This is a genomic window from Pseudomonas fluorescens, assembly GCF_000730425.1.
GTDB lineage: Bacteria > Pseudomonadota > Gammaproteobacteria > Pseudomonadales > Pseudomonadaceae > Aquipseudomonas > Aquipseudomonas fluorescens_X.
On the sequence record NZ_CP008896.1, the window covers coordinates 2,110,704 to 2,127,409 of the forward strand.

19 protein-coding genes are annotated in these 16,706 nt (G+C 56.3%); 9 read left to right on the plus strand and 10 right to left on the minus strand.

The window, feature by feature from the left end:
• Positions 1-247: 247 nt before the first annotated feature.
• Together HZ99_RS09145 and HZ99_RS09150 are read right to left on the minus strand one after the other, a co-directional pair.
• Positions 248-670, minus strand: a complete 423-nt coding sequence (locus HZ99_RS09145) for a hypothetical protein (RefSeq protein ID WP_038442525.1) — start codon at positions 668-670, stop codon at positions 248-250.
• Between the two features lie 42 nt (positions 671-712).
• Complete coding sequence (locus HZ99_RS09150; protein WP_038442526.1) at positions 713-1,120, minus strand: DUF6957 family protein; 408 nt, start codon at positions 1,118-1,120, stop codon at positions 713-715.
• 205 nt (positions 1,121-1,325) lie between these two features.
• On the opposite strand from HZ99_RS09150, the gene HZ99_RS09155 reads away from it, so the two are divergent.
• The 5 genes from HZ99_RS09155 to HZ99_RS09175 all read left to right on the plus strand — a co-directional run bounded on the left by HZ99_RS09155 (position 1,326) and on the right by HZ99_RS09175 (position 5,805).
• On the plus strand, positions 1,326-1,790 hold the full coding sequence (locus HZ99_RS09155; protein ID WP_038448029.1) for a helix-turn-helix domain-containing protein: 465 nt from the start codon (positions 1,326-1,328) through the stop codon (positions 1,788-1,790).
• Between the two features lie 286 nt (positions 1,791-2,076).
• Positions 2,077-2,409 (plus strand): IS66-like element accessory protein TnpA, encoded by a 333-nt coding sequence (gene tnpA / locus HZ99_RS28455; RefSeq protein ID WP_038441717.1) that lies wholly within the window; start codon positions 2,077-2,079, stop codon positions 2,407-2,409.
• Complete coding sequence (gene tnpB / locus HZ99_RS28460) at positions 2,406-2,741, plus strand: IS66 family insertion sequence element accessory protein TnpB (protein ID WP_038441718.1); 336 nt, start codon at positions 2,406-2,408, stop codon at positions 2,739-2,741. The genes tnpA and tnpB overlap by 4 nt, the downstream gene beginning before the upstream one ends.
• Positions 2,742-2,822: 81 nt before the next feature.
• The gene (gene tnpC, locus HZ99_RS09170; RefSeq protein WP_038441719.1) at positions 2,823-4,391 is read left to right on the plus strand and encodes an IS66 family transposase; all 1,569 of its coding nucleotides are present in this window, start codon (positions 2,823-2,825) and stop codon (positions 4,389-4,391) included.
• Between the two features lie 43 nt (positions 4,392-4,434).
• On the plus strand, positions 4,435-5,805 hold the full coding sequence (locus HZ99_RS09175) for a hypothetical protein (protein WP_038442527.1): 1,371 nt from the start codon (positions 4,435-4,437) through the stop codon (positions 5,803-5,805).
• 347 nt (positions 5,806-6,152) lie between these two features.
• On the opposite strand, the gene HZ99_RS09180 is transcribed toward HZ99_RS09175, so the two are convergent.
• From HZ99_RS09180 to HZ99_RS09210, 7 genes are all read right to left on the minus strand, one after another.
• The gene (locus HZ99_RS09180) at positions 6,153-7,184 is read right to left on the minus strand and encodes a hypothetical protein (protein ID WP_235205581.1); all 1,032 of its coding nucleotides are present in this window, start codon (positions 7,182-7,184) and stop codon (positions 6,153-6,155) included.
• A 194-nt stretch (positions 7,185-7,378) separates the two neighbouring features.
• Positions 7,379-8,698, minus strand: a complete 1,320-nt coding sequence (flgE, locus tag HZ99_RS09185; RefSeq protein ID WP_038442529.1) for a flagellar hook protein FlgE — start codon at positions 8,696-8,698, stop codon at positions 7,379-7,381.
• 31 nt (positions 8,699-8,729) lie between these two features.
• On the minus strand, positions 8,730-9,461 hold the full coding sequence (gene flgD, locus HZ99_RS09190; RefSeq protein WP_038442530.1) for a flagellar hook assembly protein FlgD: 732 nt from the start codon (positions 9,459-9,461) through the stop codon (positions 8,730-8,732).
• Between the two features lie 16 nt (positions 9,462-9,477).
• Complete coding sequence (flgC, locus tag HZ99_RS09195; protein ID WP_029294486.1) at positions 9,478-9,921, minus strand: flagellar basal body rod protein FlgC; 444 nt, start codon at positions 9,919-9,921, stop codon at positions 9,478-9,480.
• A 3-nt stretch (positions 9,922-9,924) separates the two neighbouring features.
• Positions 9,925-10,332 (minus strand): flagellar basal body rod protein FlgB, encoded by a 408-nt coding sequence (gene flgB, locus HZ99_RS09200; protein ID WP_038442531.1) that lies wholly within the window; start codon positions 10,330-10,332, stop codon positions 9,925-9,927.
• A gap of 319 nt (positions 10,333-10,651) precedes the next feature.
• Positions 10,652-11,479 carry a protein-glutamate O-methyltransferase CheR gene (cheR, locus tag HZ99_RS09205; protein ID WP_029294484.1) on the minus strand — a complete coding sequence of 276 codons (828 nt, stop codon included), beginning with the start codon at positions 11,477-11,479 and terminating at the stop codon, positions 10,652-10,654.
• Between the two features lie 43 nt (positions 11,480-11,522).
• On the minus strand, positions 11,523-12,455 hold the full coding sequence (locus tag HZ99_RS09210; RefSeq protein ID WP_038442532.1) for a chemotaxis protein CheV: 933 nt from the start codon (positions 12,453-12,455) through the stop codon (positions 11,523-11,525).
• Between the two features lie 81 nt (positions 12,456-12,536).
• Here HZ99_RS09210 and flgA point away from each other — a divergent pair, with 81 nt between their 5' ends.
• From flgA to HZ99_RS09230, 4 genes are all read left to right on the plus strand, one after another.
• Complete coding sequence (flgA, locus tag HZ99_RS09215; protein WP_038442533.1) at positions 12,537-13,301, plus strand: flagellar basal body P-ring formation chaperone FlgA; 765 nt, start codon at positions 12,537-12,539, stop codon at positions 13,299-13,301.
• Between the two features lie 142 nt (positions 13,302-13,443).
• Positions 13,444-13,761 (plus strand): flagellar biosynthesis anti-sigma factor FlgM, encoded by a 318-nt coding sequence (flgM, locus tag HZ99_RS09220; RefSeq protein ID WP_038442534.1) that lies wholly within the window; start codon positions 13,444-13,446, stop codon positions 13,759-13,761.
• Positions 13,762-13,809: 48 nt separating this feature from the next.
• Complete coding sequence (locus HZ99_RS09225; RefSeq protein ID WP_038442535.1) at positions 13,810-14,277, plus strand: flagella synthesis protein FlgN; 468 nt, start codon at positions 13,810-13,812, stop codon at positions 14,275-14,277.
• 95 nt (positions 14,278-14,372) lie between these two features.
• A complete protein-coding gene (locus HZ99_RS09230; protein ID WP_038442536.1) occupies positions 14,373-15,122 on the plus strand; it encodes a flagellar brake protein in 750 nt (249 codons plus the stop codon).
• A 60-nt stretch (positions 15,123-15,182) separates the two neighbouring features.
• Here HZ99_RS09230 and HZ99_RS09235 read toward each other — a convergent pair whose 3' ends face one another.
• The gene (locus HZ99_RS09235; protein WP_038442537.1) at positions 15,183-16,574 is read right to left on the minus strand and encodes an MFS transporter; all 1,392 of its coding nucleotides are present in this window, start codon (positions 16,572-16,574) and stop codon (positions 15,183-15,185) included.
• Between the last annotated feature and the right edge of the window lie 132 nt (positions 16,575-16,706).

Here is a 16,706-nt window from a genome sequence, read left to right on the forward strand (position 1 = left end):
GCTTACGAACACAGCGTCGCTAAGGTATCCAGTGATCGGTGAATCGTAAGGCCACTGTTGGGCGCAAATGATCCTTTTGAGTTGAAAGTCAGTCAGGTGGCGGTCATGACGGCCTGCGTCGTTCGTGTCGAGCATGTTAGATCTCCATACACTTTAATGATCGGACGTGGCTGAGGTGTCTCGCCGAGCCAAGCTCTGGTGGCTAGGCGATCATTTCATCGATGCAGATGCACGTTACGAGATCAGATCAAAAAACCACTCTCATTCCTTTCAGGGAATGGACGTTGATTAGTTGTCCAGGCGCATCGGAATAAGCCTTTCCGTCATCTATGTTGTGAAGACAAACCCGACGCCCTGTGGAGTCATACCCCACCAGCAACCCCGAAAGCCCTTCCATAATCCATTTGCCGGCTTTGTTCATCCACCCGGGCGTGACGACCTGAATGTCCGTAACGACAAACTCGCTGGTTTGTTTGGAAAGTATTACTTCGAGCATATCGACGTCACTAATCATCATGGTGCGGGGCCATACCTTGCCCTCCAAGCGCTCTTCAAGGACGACGTGATACCAAGGATGAGCCAAGTGGCGTTCAAACATCCGCCAGTTCGAATACCCATCCCCAAAGATATTAGGAGTGCCCTCGGCAACGGTTTCATGACTTCTAAACATTTCGCATTCCCGTGGATCTACAGACCGCAGTTGCAGCTGACATCATTGATAAAGAGACAGTATCGCGGCGAGACTGGCTGACTTTTCGTCGCCGTCTCCCGCCAAAACGTACACAGTGTTTTTGGTTTCAAAGAGAAAGCCATCTTGGAATGAAATGGCCATGGTGCTGCGAACCCAATTTCCGTAATCGAAGCGTCCTCGGCTGTCTAGGATGACTTTTTCGGCGAAAACGAAGAGCGGCAGATGGCCATGAACGTGGATTTTGGTGAGATCCCCATCGCTCGCTATCGCGCGCACGATCGTCCACTGCTGGACGATGCAAAAGCCTTTGTTTGGGAAGCGGGTCTGCGCGATATGAATTAGCGCTTCTTGGCTTTCTCCAGATCCAGAGCGTGGCTCTCCGATGGTGGAGAGGAGCTCGCTGGCTGCCTGGATTTCTTCAAGTTCCAATCAAAAAATCCTCTGACAATACATGTGATATGTTCGGTGCTGAGTTCCGCTGAAACCGCTTGCTATCTGCCTGAAAACTCTCTTGAGCTTATGACTACGCACCATTGCCCTAAGCGGGCAGTGCTCGACAGTTCCGATACTAACAGAAATTTGGGTTTATCGGAACTGCGGCGTTATGGCTCTATCCTCGCTTTTAGGACAGATCATGTCGCTCAAGAATGAGATTGCCGGGGCGATCAGAGCAATCCGGAGTATTCGAGGCGTCGACTACGGGAACTTGGCAGACGTCATTGCAAAATCCAGTGTCGGCAACCTTGAGCAAGGAAAGCACAGCATCACGCTTGAAAAGCTGATCGAGCTTTCAAATTCACTTCAGTTCGATCCTGTCGCCCTGTTGGCCCTCTGCGTATCCATCCAGAATGACGAACCTGCTGATGCCACCATAGAGCGAGCAAGAGCTCAGTTAGCTTTGTTCAGAGCAGAGGGTGGAGAAGAGCTTTTTCGAAGCCAATTTGTCGGCAAAGAATTAAAGAAGCGGCCTCCAGGTAAGCCTAGGAACTCCAAGAATGCCGCAGCAGTCAGGGAGCTTAAAGCCTCGGGATTGAGTCAGGCAGAGATCGCGCACAAGCTCGGGTTGGCTAAATCAACTGTACATCGGTATTGGCAGTGAGCCCCATATTTCCCAGATCGGTGCTGCTCTTGGTTGTGTCGAAAAAGACATTATTAGTTGTCGCACATCGATGATTATTGGGAACGTATCCCACATGAGGATTTAGCATGATTTCAGTATCTCAAAGCCAGATCGATGACGAAGTTGCCCACGGTTACAAACCGCACGCTGTGGGTACTGGACGTATGCGTCCGGCCAACACACCTTCCTGACCCCGACGCCAAAGGCGATGGTGTCCACCTAATTTAAGTGGACACCATTTCTAGCCTTTTAAGCGGGTCTTTCCATGCAGCCACAACGCCGTTCCTACTCCAAATCCTTCAAGGCCCAGCTCATTCAAGAGTGTGCCCAGCCCGGCGCTTCGATTGCCAGCGTCGCACTCAGCCACAGCCTTAACGCGAACCTCGTCCACAAATGGATTCGAGTGCAAACGCAGAAAGCCATGGCGCTGCAACCTGCTTTCGTTCCGCTACCCTTGCAGCTAGCCGGAGGAAATTCGCAAGCTGCATCATCGAACATCTGCGTTGAAATCCAGCACCCGCGTGGCACCGTCAAAGTGAACTGGCCGACCGAAAGTGCTGCCGCCTGCGCCACCTTTCTGCGAGACCTGTTGCGATGATCCGCATCGACACCATCTGGCTCGCCACCGAGCCCATGGACATGCGCGCCGGCACCGACACTGCGATGGCTCGGGTGGTAGCAGTGTTCGGTGCGGCGCAGCCGCACTGTGCTTATCTGTTTGCCAACCGCCGTGCCAATCGCATGAAAGTGCTGGTGCACGACGGGCTGGGCATCTGGCTGGCGGCGCGCAGGCTGCATCAGGGCAAGTTCTTCTGGCCGGGTTCCCGGCACGGTTCGCAGATAGAATTGGGCTCCGAGCAACTGCATGCTCTGGTGCTAGGTTTGCCTTGGCAAAGGGTCGGGCCAGGCAACGCGATTTCCATCGTATAACTTCTGCCATGCCCCATCTGGCTGTGCAATTGTCCGATCAGCCTATCGTTGGTTTTGACCTGTTCTGGCAAAATCGGCGGCATGACTTCGCTCCCTGATCTCAATCACCTGACCCCTGAACAACTGCGCGCTCTGGCAGCGCAGTTGATGCAGCGTGTCGAGACGCTGGACCAACAAGTCGAAACAATGGGCAAGACCGTCGAGACCATGGGTAAGAGGATCCATCATGGTCAAACGGTGATCGAAAAGTTGAGCCACGAGATCGCGCAGCTCAAGCGCTTCAAATTTGCCAAGCGTAGCGAGCAGTTGAGTCCGGAGCAGGCCAGCTTGCTCGATGACTTGATCGATACCGATATCGCGGCGATTGAGGCTGAGCTTCAGGCCTTGCAAACAGCTCCAACTCCAACCGAGGCAAAGCAAAAGCCCAAGCGCGCTGCGTTGCCGCCGGAGTTTCCACGCACCCTGATCCATCACGAACCGGACAACACTCACTGCCCATGCGGCTGCGCCCTCAAGCGTATCGGTGAAGACGTCAGCGAGAAACTGGACTACACGCCCGGCGTGTTTACCGTGGAGCGTCACATTCGCGGCAAGTGGGTTTGTGATGACTGCGAAACGCTGATCCAGGCGCCGGTTCCGGCGCAGGTCATCGACAAGGGCATCCCCACCGCCGGGCTGCTAGCCCATGTGATGATCGCCAAGTTCGCCGACCATTTGCCGCTCTATCGCCAGGAGTCGATTTTTGGTCGAGCCGGTTTGGCCATCCCACGCTCAACCTTGGCCCAATGGGTTGGCGTTACTGGCGTGCAGTTACAGCCTCTGGTGGATGCGCTGCGCGATGTAGTGCTCGGGCAGCAGGTCATTCACGCCGATGAAACACCCGTGCAGATGCTAATGCCGGGCTCGAAAAAAACTCATCGTTCCTATGTCTGGGCCTACGCCACCAGCCAACTCTGCGAAACAGCGGCTGTCGTCTACGACTTCAGCCCCAGCCGCGCCGGTGAGCATGCTCGTAACTTTCTGCAAGACTGGAAGGGCAAGCTGGTCTGTGATGATTTCGGTGGCTACAAGGCCAGCTTTGAACTCGGCGTAACCGAAATCGGTTGCATGGCCCATGCAAGACGCAAGTTCTTCGAGCTACACGCCACCAACAAGAGCCAGCTCGCCGAGCAGGCCTTGCGCTACATCCAGTTACTTTACGAAATCGAAAGTGAGATCCGCGACCTTGAACCGGATTTTCGCCACCGAATACGGCAGGAAAAAGCTGTGCCGGTGATGGGTGCACTGCATGCCTGGATGATCGCCCAGCGCCTACTTGTGCACGATGGCTCGGCTATCAGCAAAGCACTGGATTACAGCCTGAAACGCTGGACGGCGCTGTCGCGCTATCTCGATGACGGGGCCGTACCCATCGACAATAACTGGTGCGAGAACCAGATCCGGCCATGGGCGTTGGGTCGCAAGAACTGGCTCTTTGCAGGTTCACTGCGCAGCGGCAAACGGGCTGCGGCGATCATGAGCTTGATCCAGTCGGCGCGGCTCAATGGGCATGATCCGTATGCTTATTTGAAGGACGTCCTCACGCGCCTGCCGACGCAGCGGGCGAGTGAGATTGCGGAGCTGCTGCCGCATAGATGGCAACCGGTTTAGTTGCGCAAGGCGGGATGCCCGGACGCATACTACTGGACTACCGATGTTGCCGCTGAACGAGCTCGGGGATCGTGAATTCGAGATGCTGGTGTACTCGCTGATAGAGGCAAGGATTCAGCGCAATGACTATGCGAGCTTCGACCAAGTTGTATTGATGAAAGGAGTGGGTGAGCGTGGAAGGGATTGCCTTCTGTACCGCCAAGGCGATGTGGCCGGGCTAATCCAATGCAAAAAGCTTCAGAAAAAAATGTCGCGACCAGAGGTGATGGAGGAAATAACAAAGTTTTTGATGTTTACCATCTCTGAAGAGGAATTGATGCCTTCGCCTGGGGCATTCGAATATCACCTTTACGCTAGCGGCGGTTACTTCGAGCCCGCTGCCACGCTGCTCTCATCGTTCAAGACTGAAAGCAAAAAGGAAGTTGAGTCCGGCAATGCACTCAGGATTATTCAGGGGCTGAAGGAAAAATACGCTACGTTCAAAGCCTATAACGAGCAGCAGGCACTTGAGCACGTAGCACGAGCGCTAGACGCGATGACGGTGAAGCCGTTTACCGGCGTTGACCTGAATCTTAGCTTGGCTAGCTTCCCAGTCGTGATGTCGAAATTTTTCAGGACGCTGCCAGTCTTGGATGTCACCAGCTTTGAAGAAATTCTTACTCAGAAGCTTGAGGAATCTGGCATAAAATTTCTGACAGATCAAAACCTGAGCGATCTGTACAAGCGTCTGTCTGCGGTGCCTCCTGAATTCCAAGTCGCTTTGGGTAACGTCGATCTCTTTGGTTACTCGGAAAATTATTTCAAGTTTCTTGGCAAAGAAGGCTTTTCTGAACTGATAAAAAAGGTTTCTGACGTACGCCTTTTTCTAGACATCAAAACTCACGACTACGCCGCCTCGCTCATCATGCCTGAAATGGTTAAAAAGCTCACAGAGCCTTACGTCCACACTGGGCGCGTGCTCCCGTTCACACTGAACGTGGTGGCCCAATATCTAAACAAGCGAATTCTGCCTAGTGTTATGTCCAGGGCGAGCCCTAGTGCGTCGCTTAAGCATATGCACCCTCAAATGGGGCTAACTAAGCAAACCTTGATGGATTCGATACTGGAGGAGTGTATTGAGAGCAGTCGGCGTTTCTTTGCCGGTGATTACAGCGGTTTTCCCGATCCCGATCCAGACAGGGAAAAACGTCTAGCACTGTTTGAAGGTATGCATGCCGGATGCAGCACCGATGCACAGCTAAAGGCTAGATTTCTAATCGACCTCCCTCTGATCATGCCAATTGTTGATGAGATTGAACGCACCATAATCGCATCGGTGCCCCAAGTGCGTACCGTGGTGATCAATGACATGGCCTACTTCGACGACCAGGAGAAACTTAAACGGATCCTCACGACCATCAAGGCGATTGAGTAGCGTACGGAGTGTCTGCCACAAAGAATAATTGCGCCCCAAAAATCGAGATAAAATGACTCGGGAAGAAAAAATTCCGGTGAGTGAATTGCCTCGTTTTTTCGTATACTTTCTCGGCTACACGGGGCGAAAAAACTGTAAATGTATACGTTTTTTTAATTGAGACGCGACAGAAAATCTGAAAAACCCTTATGTGTAAGGCGCTAAATCGATGTATACGCCCCTACACATAACGCTTTTGTCAATAAGCTGAGCCCGCCCTGGGTTTAACCACCCAGGGTTGAAAAGCCCCCGATATGCCTACGGTGTATCGGGGGCTTTCTTTTGCCTGTTAATTACTCCGGCGCAACCTAGAACAACACCGTTGCTATACCCGACTGAGGTACACCACCTCGTTTCCCCCACAACTCAATGCGGCCGTTGATCACAGCCATCGAATGACCGTTGTATTCCACCGTCCCCACCTTGCTGCTTCTCAAGTCGGCATCCGTCGCTGGCCGGTAATGCCCTTTCAAGCCCAGGCGATCCAGGCCCTCGCGCGCGACCTCACCATCATTGAGGCTGTCCATTGCTGCCATGAAATCGCGCCCTGCCGTGCCATCATTGTTTTCCATTTGCGCCCGCTTGGCACTGGCGGCGTACAAGAAGTTGGCATCGGTCATCATCGCCGGATCATCACCGTTGAAACGCGCCTGGGTGGCAGCCTGCCGCAGCTCGTCCCTGGACAAAGAAAGTTTGAAACCGTCGCGCATGGTCACTTCGTAACCAGTGCCCGTCTCCCTCACATCCTTGAAAATGTCGGTGGGCTTCTGGCCAAACTGCATCATTGCGGCCTTTATGGCAGAAACCGTTATGCAATTGCCATCAGGCCCCTGGCTGAAACCACTCCAGATATTGTCCGGCTTTTTCCCGGGATTGCTTTTGTCGGGCCTGTAGTTGAAATAGTTAGCGCCGCTGGTGATCGGCTTGTTGCTCATGCGCTCGGCAGGGCCGAAATCAGCGGGATTTACCCCACCACCACCACCACCACCACCACCACCACCACCACCACCTTTGGGTGGCAGTGGGGTAGGCGGCGTTACATCATTGGGGAACCACTCTGCCAATAGCCGTTTGAGAAATTCAAGAAACGCGTCATTCGCTTCCTGGATCAACTTGTTAAGCACTTCCTTGAACTGCTCATCACCCAATTTCTGGCGCAGATCATTCAACTTGTCGCGCAAATCCCGAACCGTCTGGGTCTTGGAGGTCTGCTCGGCCTCGAACAGTTGGTTGAGCAACGTCTTGACCGCAGACACTTCGTTGGCCAGCTCGATAGGAGCACGCTCTTGACGTGCAATAACGGGCACAAAAGCTATACGCCCAGTGCCTGGCGCGGACACTCCTGAGTTCCACATCCTCAGCCCCCCCCGTTGATCGATGCCCCTCTCGGGCTCTTGCCCCGATCAGTGGTGCGGCTGGATTGAAGCGTTCCTTCCCATGCATTTCAGTGCGTAACCCAATGCTGCACCGGTGCTTTTCCTGCACGCACAAAAAAGCCCCTCCTACGAGGGGCTTCTTGTACAGCGCTAGCGCATCAGGTCATCTGAATGATGGTCTGCATGATGGTGCTCTGGGTGGAGATGGTCTTGGCGTTCGCCTGGTAGTTGCTCTGGGCCTTAATCAGGTCCACCAGCTCATTGGTCAGGTTGACGTTGGAGTTCTCCAGGGAGTTGGCCACGATCGAACCCAGGGTGCCGGATTCCGGTGCATCGTAGCCTGGCTGGCCGGAGGCAAAGGTTTCTTTCCACGTGGTTCCACCAGCAGGCTGCAGGCCTTGCTCATTGTTGAAACTGGCCAGGGAGATCTGACCGATAGCCTTGCTTTGCTGGTTGCTGAAGGTGGCGAACAATACACCGCTGCCGTCGATTTTCAGCCCGGTGATTTCGCCGGTGGCGTAGCCATCGGTGATCGGCGGGTTACGGTAGCTGGCCGAGTTGTACTGAGTGATATCGGACATGTTGATCGCGATACCCCCTGGGTTGGCAGCAGCCCCGTTGTCAGGGTTCCACACACCATTTTCCATGACACCCGGCTTCCAGTTGCTGATGGTCAGGGTGGTATTGGACACGGTGCTTGGCGGAGTCACGATGCCCTTCAGGGTGCCTGAGGTATCAAATGTCACGGTGGAGGCTACCGGGGCTACCGCACCCGTTCCCTTGACCCGCGTACCGTCAGGGTTACGTCCATCGATCAGGGTGTAGGACTTCCAGGTATTGGAACCGGTTTTCACCATGTACTGCACCATCTCATGGGCATTGCCTTGAGTGTCATACAGCGTGGTGCCGTATTGCTCGGTAAACGAGGTCGCTACAGTCGGATCAAACGGATTGGTCGTCTGGTCGATCACCGGCTTGGAGGAGTTCAGGTTGCTGCTGGAATCAACCTTGGTCGACGCTTTAGGCGGCAAGTTGGACAGGTTGATCCGCAGGTCGGTCAGGCCGCTCTTGGAGATTTTGCCATCTTCGTCGGCGGCATAACCCTGCAGGCGCGAGGTGCCGGTGTTGTTGGTGATGTAACCGTCCTTGTTCGCCTGGAACGAGCCGTTACGGGTGTACTCCAGCGAACCGTCGCTGCCCTTCTGTACGAAGAAGCCGCCACCCTGGATGCCCATGTCCAACACGCCACCGCTGCCGTTGACTTCACCCTGGGTGAACTGCTGGGAAACCGCCGCCAGGTTCACGCCCGTACCGATGGTTTTATTGCCAGTGCCCAGCCGGGACGCCGCATAAATGTCGCCGAACTCTGCGCGGGACGACTTGAAGCCGGTGGTCGCGACGTTGGCGATGTTGTTGCCGGTCACGTCCAGTTGTTTGTTGGCCGCATAGAGGCCGCTAAGGCCGATATTAAAAGACATGTTTCTCTCCTCTTGCCGTATTTAGCCGGCTCTATGTACCGATAGTCTGAATTTGCGACAGCTTGATACTGCCCATGCCGCCAGAAAGATTGAGCAGCATTTCGCCGCCGGTCTGGCTCAAGGTCACGCTGGTGACCGTGGCCGGCAGCGAGGTTTTCAGGGCAACCGAATCACCGGCGTCATTCTTGGTGCTGGCCGCGAAGGTGTAGGTGCCAGAATCAAGCTGCTCGCCCGCGTCGTTTTTACCGTCCCAGATAAAGTCCGACTTACCGGCACTCTGGGGCCCCAGGTCGATGGTCTTGACCAACTTGCCATCCTTGTCGGTGACTTTGACGGTGACATTGCCCACCGACGATCCCACGGCGACCGAGCCCGTAAAGCTCTTGCTCGTATCCACCAGGGCCTTGTCGGTTTGAATAATCACCGAGCGCCCCACCAGCGAAGAAGCTTGCAGCGCCTGTGACGACTTGTAGTTGCCGGTGATGGTATTCACCGAGTCGTTCAACGTGTTGATGCCTTCCAGGCTGCTGAACTGTGCCAGTTGCGCCACGAACGCGCCGTTGTCCTGGGGCGACAGCGGGTTCTGGTTCTTCAGTTGGGTGACCAGCAGCTGCAGGAATGCATCCTTGCCCAGGGACTGGTTGCCCGAGGCCGCCTTGGCGGTATCGGCCAGGTTGCCCTGGCTGGACTTGGCATCCTTGACCTTGGAGTCGAACAGACTCTGGATCGTCGACTGACTCGACACATCGTTCGTGATGGACATTCTTTAGCGCCCCTTATCACTGACCGAGGGTCAGGACCTTCTGCATCATGGCTTTGGCGGTGTTCATCATTTCCGCGTTGGTCTGGAACGAGCGACTGGCGGAAATCATGTCAGCCATTTCCTCGACCACGTTGACGTTGGGGTAATACACGTAGCCCTTTTCGTTCGCGGCGGGATGATTGGGTTCGTAGCGCGCGTCGAGATTGCTCTGGTCTTCGACCACACCCAACACCTGCACACCCTGACCCGCTGCATCCTGGCTCTGGAACAACGAGTCGCTGCCGCCGTTCTGACCCGCCTGGAACATGGTGGCAAACACCGGGTGCCGGGCACGGTAGGTCTGGTCGATGCTCGACGACACCGTCTCGGCGTTGGCAATGTTACTGGCGACCGTGTTCAGACGCGTGGTCTGGGCGCTCATGCCACTACCGGCAATATTGAAAACACTGGATAGAGACATGGCTTACTCTCCGCGCAGGGCTGCCATCAGCCCTTTGAATTTGCTATTGAGCAGGGTGAAGCTGGCCTGGAAGTTCACCGAGTTCTCGGCGTAGTTCGATTGTTCCAACTGCGCATCGACGGTGTTCTGGTCGATCGAAGGCTGCATCGGCGTGCGGTACATCAGCGACTCATCGCCACTGCCCAGACCCTGCGCTTCGATATGACGGTTATTGGTCATGTTCAAGGCGAAGGCACCGTTCTTGGTCTTGTCGCTCTGTGCAGCGAGCACGGCGGCAAAGTCCAGGTCCCGAGCCTTGTAGTTCGGGGTATCGGCGTTGGCGATGTTGTTAGCCAGGACTTCGGCACGTTGGGCGCGGAAGCCCAGGGCTTGTTCGTGGATACCGAGCGCTTTATCGAAGCTGATGCTCATGGCGGAAACCTTTAGGGGCTGACCTGCTTTTCGTAACAGGGTTATAGCAAGCACCATGCCAGGTTTATCAAGCCCAATAAATCAAGGGGTTATGAAGATATTGCCGCCGGCAATGCCGGAAAAGCGGCAAGCGCTTTCCGCGAAACGCCAGTAAAGCGGCAATCGGGGTTGCCGCTATCGAAGGTGTCGCACAAACCAATGTGGGAGCGGGCTTGCTCGCGAAGGCGGTGTGCCAGCCAGGTATCAACCAACTGACCTACCGCCTTCGCGAGCAAGCCCGCTCCCACACAAGCCCGCTCCCACATTTTGTGGTTGGGTGTTATTTGGCCTGGTAGATGATGCCCGGGCTGCATTGCACCATCTGGTAATGATCCGGCAACCCGTTCAGCGCCTCGGATGCACCAAGGAACAAGTACCCACCGCGCTTGAGCGTGCCATGGATGCGCAACAGGATGTCCTTCTTCACTTCAGCCGAAAAGTAGATCAGGACGTTGCGGCAAAACACGATGTCAAACTTGCCCAGGCTGGCATAGCTGTCCAGCAGGTTGAACGAGCGGAACTCCACCCGGCTCTTGATCGGCGCCTTGACCGCCCAGCGCCCGGCACCCTTGGGGTCGAAGTAGCGCTGCAGCCGTTCCTGGGACAGCCCGCGCCCCAGGGCCAGGCTGTCGTACTCGCCGGTCTTGCAGTTGGTCAGCATGGTGCCGGACAAGTCAGTGGCAACAATTTGCACCCCTGCCTTCAACTGGCCCATGTTGGTCCGTTCGAACTCATCAATGGACATCGACAGCGAATAGGGTTCCTGCCCCGATGAACACGCCGCCGACCAGATGCGCAAGCGCTGGCCAGGGCTGGCCTTGATGGCCTCGGGCAATACCTTGTTCTTGAGCACCTCGAAGGGGTAGGTATCACGAAACCACAGGGTTTCGTTGGTGGTCATGGCATCGACCACCATCTCCTTGAGCCCGCTGCGTGGCTGGCCCTGGATGCGCTGCACCAGCTCGCCCAGGGACTTGATGCCCTGCTGTTCCATCAATTTGTTGAGACGGCTTGATACCAGGTATTGCTTGTTTTCACCAAGCAATATGCCACAGGCTTTTTCCAGGAATACCCGGAACTGTTCGAAATCCAAATTACCCGTAGACAATGAAACCGCCTCTTAACTCGTGTGACCGCCAGGGAGAAAGCCCCTAGCCGTGATCTGCAGATTTGATCCGGTCGACTACCCGGGATGCCAGGTCATCAGGACGGAATTTGGCCAGGAAGTCATCGGCACCGACCTTCTTGACCATCGCCTGATTGAATACACCGGACAACGAAGTATGCAGGATGATATGCAATTTTTGCATGCGTGGATCGTTGCGTATCTCGGCCGTGAGGGTATAGCCGTCCATTTCCGGCATCTCGATGTCGGAAATCATCATCAGGAACTCTTCTTCCGGCTTCTTGCCTTCGTCCACCAGCTTGCGCAGATAGTCCAGCGCCTGGCGGCCGTCATTGAGCGCTACCACTTCCACACCGACGGTCTGCAGGCAACGAGACACCTGCTTGCGCGCCACCGAGGAGTCATCCACCGTCAACACCCGCAGGGACACGGCCTTCTGCTGGGTCTGTTCATCCACCACACCCACCGAAATATGCTCCGAAGTCGGCGCCACTTCTGCGAGGATCTTCTCCACATCGATGATTTCCACCAACTGGTTATCGACCCGCGTCACCGCCGTGAGGTAGTGATCGCGCCCAGTGCCCTTGGGTGGTGGATGGATCTCTTCCCAGTTCATGTTGACGATACGTTCCACCGAGCGCACCAGGAAACCCTGGGTCTTGGTGTTGTACTCGGTGATGATCACAAACGGGCTCTCGCGGTCTTGCAGGCCGGCAGAACCCGTGGCCATCGCCAAGTCAAGAATCGGAATCGTCGAGCCACGGATGTTGGCCACGCCACACACCACCGGGTTGGACTTGGGCATTATGGTGAGCTTGGGGCATTGCAGCACCTCCCGCACCTTGAAGACGTTGATGCCATATAGCTGCTTGCCATCGAGTCGAAACAGCAATAACTCCAGGCGATTCTGCCCTACCAGCTGTGTGCGCTGGTTCACTGAATCCATTACACCCGCCATGCCCAGACTCCTACGCTACAAAACTTACGGGTACGACGCGCACCCAACACGAAACGGCACGCGCTTTGCTTTTTATTGGCCATGGACATCAAAACGACAGTTTCCCGACGCCTTCGTTCGCCACAGTACCGCAGATTGCTCTGTGCCTGGATGGCGTTGCTTGCCTTGGGCACAGGCCACCAGGCCCGTGCCGACAACGTCACCTTGCCTGATCTGCTTATCGGCGTCACTCAAGGCTTTCTTGAGTTCACTGTAGAAGATTATCTGGCGACCACCCAGACGCCGGGCCGGTATGAAATCCAGGTCAACCCGTTGGACCCGCGTTTGCGCATGCCTATGTGCGACAAGGAATTGACAGGCTCCCTGGAAAGCCCAGCCCAACCCATTGGCCGCGTGACCGTGCGCGTGCGCTGCGACGGCAGCTCGCCCTGGACCGTGTTCGTGCCGGCCCAGGTCCGCCTGTTTCGCGACGTAGTGACTGTCACTCGCCCACTCAAGCGCACTGGCATCATCGGTTTTGAAGATGTGGCCTTGCGCGAACGAGACATCAGCCAGATCAGCCAGGGCTACCTCACCTCCGTAGACCAGGCCATCGGGCAGAAACTGACCCGACCAATGGTCACCGACCAGGTCATCACTCTGGTTCATCTGGAACAGGCAGAAGTGGTGCGCAAGGGTGACCAGGTGGTGATATCCGCCAGCAGTGGCGGCCTGAACGTGAAAATGCCGGGGGAAGCCCTGGCCAATGGCGGGATGAGCGAACAGATTCGCGTAAAGAACCTCAACTCCAAGCGCGTGATCAAGGCCCGGGTAACAGCCCCTGGCCAGGTGGAGGTGGCGTTATAGATCACTGGCGTGGGGCGCTGGCTTTTCCTACACTGTGCGCACGATCACGCCGTGCACAGGTTTTATTGTCGATCGAGCCTAAAGTTTGCCCGGGTATGGCCGAAAACATGGCAAGCGTCCAAATACCCAGAGGTTTTTCAACATGGTCATTGATTTCAGCCGATTGAACAGCGCCCAGGCAACGCCCGGCGGTACGCGTACCAACGCGACCAAGGACAGCGTTGAAGCCAAGGCTGCGACACTGCCCGCCAAGGCAGAACAAACCGCCTCGCCCCAAAGTGGCGAATCGGTGCACTTGAGCAACGAGGCTCAACAGTTGCAGAAGATCACGGACTCGCTGCGCGATCAGCCGGTTGTCAATAAAGCCCGTGTGGCCGAGTTGAAGCAGGCGATTGCCGATGGCAGCTATCAGATCGACAACGACCGTTTAGCCGGCAAAATCATCAAAGCCGAGCGCTAGGCAAAGGCCTGCGCCAGGCTTTTGGACGCTTAAAACCCAAGGCCAGCCATGCACGACGAAAATCTGCTGCAACTGATCAATGAAGACCTGGTTCCCGCACAACAGTTGCTGGAGCTGCTTCAAGACGAATTCGTAGCCCTCTGCGGCCGCGACATGCGCCTGCTGGAAGACATCCTGGCACGCAAGCAATCGCTGATCATCCTGCTTGAACAACACGGCCAGAAACGCAGCCAGATCCTGCTCAGCCTGGGCCTGCCCGCTGATCACAGCGGCCTGGAACAACTGGCCAGCCATTCGTCAGTCGGCGACCAGTTGCTGACCCAGAGCGCAGCGCTCAATGAGTTGTTGATCAACTGCCAGCAAGCCAACGTGCTTAATGGCCAGTCGATCCAACTGCAGCAATCCACCACCGCCAACCAGTTGCGCATCCTGCATGGCGGCGAACCCCCAGCCCTGTACAACGCCCAGGGCTCCACCTCACGGCTGGTCAAGCCCAGCACCCTCAGCCAAGCCTGACGCCGGTTTATTGCGCGACCTATCAAGGCGCGCCACATGCTGGCAAAATGCCGGTTCTTGCGTGTAGTCGTATTTTGCCTGGAGATGGAAGAACCGTGTTCAACACCCTTAGCGCGGAAGATGCTCCGCAGCCACCCAAGGTCCTCACCACTCCTCTGGAAATTGCCAGCACCCTGCGGCTGCTGCAAGAAAGCCACGACCCGTTGATCATCACCTTCCACGAACGCAACCAGCGCTTCCAGAGCTACCTGGTGGATGTCGATAAAGACAGTAAGACCCTGAGCCTGGACGAAATGATCCCGCCCGAAGGTGAACGCTACCTGGAAAACGGCGAAGCATTTCGCATCGAAGGCTTTCACGAAGGCGTACGCGTAGCCTGGGAAAGCAATGGCCCCCTGACCATCGGCACCAAGGATGGCCACCGCATCTATAAGGGCAGCCTACCGGAGGAGGTGGTCTACCATCAGCGGCGCAATGCCTTTCGTGCGGCTTTGAAACTGGCGCAACTGGTGAATATCGAATTGGGCGGCGAGAAACTCAAGGCACCTATCAGCGGCAAGTTGCTGGATATCTCCGCCACCGGCTGCAAGCTGCGCTTTGACGGTGACATTTCCGAGCGCCTGCAACTGGGCCAGGTCTATGACCGCTTTATTGCCGCCCTGCCCTTTGGCAGCATGACCACCGCGGTGGAGTTGCGCTACCTGCACTTTGAAGAAAGGATCAACACCACCTTTGCAGGCGTGCGCTTTCACAACATGAGCGGCCTGGTACAGCGCCAGGTTGAGCGCTTTGTCTACCAGTTGCAGCGCGAAGCGCGACGGTTCGACAAAGATGACGACATGTAAGCGCCAAACCTCAGGCACAAAAAACGGGCAGCTCCTTTGGGAGCTGCCCGTTTTTTTGTGTCAGGGGCGGGCCCGGCTCAGGTCGTGCGGGTGGTCATCCGGGTCGGGGTGTTCCGACGGCTCGGACGCGGGCTGAGGCTCCAACTCAGGCTCAAGCTCAGGCTCTGCGTCAGGCGCAGGCTCTGGTGCGGCGGTTTGCATCTGGTCCTGGACCACCTGCCCATCCACACGCGGGTCAAGGGCTGCCACCAATGGAGAGCTGGACATGCTATCGGGCATCGCCACGTGATGCAGTGGTGCGTCATCCACCTGATGCAGGTTGGTCACAGCCTTGGGTCGAATGCGCCAGACGAGGATCAATGCGCACAGGCTGAAGAACGCATAGAGCATCTGGCTGCCAAACAGCTTCATCACCACACCCGCCAGCAAAGGCCCGATACTCGCCCCCACCCCGTAAGTCACCAGCAACATCGCCGTGAGCGATACCCGGCGATCCCCCTCAACATGGTCGTTGGAAAACGCCACGGCCAATGGGTAGAGGCAAAACTGCACCAGCGAGCACAGGAAACCGGCCACAAATAGCACTTCCAGCGGCACCTGGGTCATGATTGCCAGCGGCAATGCCGCCACGGCCAGACACAGAGCGAAACAGCGAATCAACAACGCACGATCATAGCGATCCGATAGCCAGCCCAGCGGCCATTGCACCAACAGGCCGGCAAAAATGCAGCTCCCCATGAACAGACCGACCTGCTCGGTGCTCAGCCCCTGTTGCGCCGCATAAAGTGGCGCCAGGCCGTAGAAAGAGCCGACGATCAGGCCAGCCCCCAACACCGTACTCAGGGACTGCGGCACACGCTTGATAAAGAAGCGCGGCTCCATCGGCGCAGGATGCAAAGGTGCGGGGTGAATGCGCCGGGTCATGGCGACCGGCACCAGGCACAGGGCAAAACACAACGCCACCAGCATCAGCAGCTCAAGCCCCAATTGGGGGTGCATGACCAGAATCAACTGGCCCAGCACCAACCCCAGGTAGGACGCGATCATATAACCGCTGAACACCACACCCCGCTGCCTGGCATCCGCCTGCTCGTTGAGCCAGCTCTCGATGACCATGTACTGGCACATCATGCCCAGGCCGACAATTATCCGCAGTACGATCCAGGCCGGTAGCCAATCCACCAGACCATGGCCCAGCACGGCGGCACCGACAATCCCGGCACAGGTGGCGTAGGCCCGGATATGACCGACCCGGGCGATCAGGCGGTGCCCTATCTTGCCACCCAGCACCAGGCCAAAATAGTTGGCCGCCATCAGCGCACCGACCCACAGGCTGTCGACGTTATCAGCCGCCAAGCGCAGGGCCAGGTAAGTACTGAGCAGGCCGGAGCCGATCAGCATCATCAAGGAGGCAAAATAAAGGGCTCGAAAAGATTTCCAGATCTGGCGCATCGGCGGTCCGAGCGGCTCCTTGCAGTGGGTGTCAGGCTATTCACACTAGCCTGAAGACGAAGCGTCGTTAAGCCCAGCTACCCAACTACACAGGTACCCAGGGACATTTAGATCCGGCACGCAGCACAACCT

Coding starts and splice junctions, on each gene's coding strand:
- tnpB (WP_038441718.1), top strand. CDS start 2,406: ATGATCCGCATCGACACCATCTGGCTCGCCACCGAGCCCATGGACATG.
- flgM (WP_038442534.1), top strand. CDS start 13,444: ATGGTCATTGATTTCAGCCGATTGAACAGCGCCCAGGCAACGCCCGGC.
- HZ99_RS09145 (WP_038442525.1), bottom strand. CDS start 670: ATGTTTAGAAGTCATGAAACCGTTGCCGAGGGCACTCCTAATATCTTT.
- flgC (WP_029294486.1), bottom strand. CDS start 9,921: ATGTCTCTATCCAGTGTTTTCAATATTGCCGGTAGTGGCATGAGCGCC.
- flgB (WP_038442531.1), bottom strand. CDS start 10,332: ATGAGCATCAGCTTCGATAAAGCGCTCGGTATCCACGAACAAGCCCTG.
- HZ99_RS09225 (WP_038442535.1), top strand. CDS start 13,810: ATGCACGACGAAAATCTGCTGCAACTGATCAATGAAGACCTGGTTCCC.
- flgE (WP_038442529.1), bottom strand. CDS start 8,698: ATGTCTTTTAATATCGGCCTTAGCGGCCTCTATGCGGCCAACAAACAA.
- HZ99_RS09175 (WP_038442527.1), top strand. CDS start 4,435: ATGTTGCCGCTGAACGAGCTCGGGGATCGTGAATTCGAGATGCTGGTG.
- tnpC (WP_038441719.1), top strand. CDS start 2,823: ATGACTTCGCTCCCTGATCTCAATCACCTGACCCCTGAACAACTGCGC.
- flgD (WP_038442530.1), bottom strand. CDS start 9,461: ATGTCCATCACGAACGATGTGTCGAGTCAGTCGACGATCCAGAGTCTG.
- HZ99_RS09235 (WP_038442537.1), bottom strand. CDS start 16,574: ATGCGCCAGATCTGGAAATCTTTTCGAGCCCTTTATTTTGCCTCCTTG.
- HZ99_RS09210 (WP_038442532.1), bottom strand. CDS start 12,455: ATGGCGGGTGTAATGGATTCAGTGAACCAGCGCACACAGCTGGTAGGG.
- HZ99_RS09155 (WP_038448029.1), top strand. CDS start 1,326: ATGTCGCTCAAGAATGAGATTGCCGGGGCGATCAGAGCAATCCGGAGT.
- flgA (WP_038442533.1), top strand. CDS start 12,537: ATGGACATCAAAACGACAGTTTCCCGACGCCTTCGTTCGCCACAGTAC.
- tnpA (WP_038441717.1), top strand. CDS start 2,077: ATGCAGCCACAACGCCGTTCCTACTCCAAATCCTTCAAGGCCCAGCTC.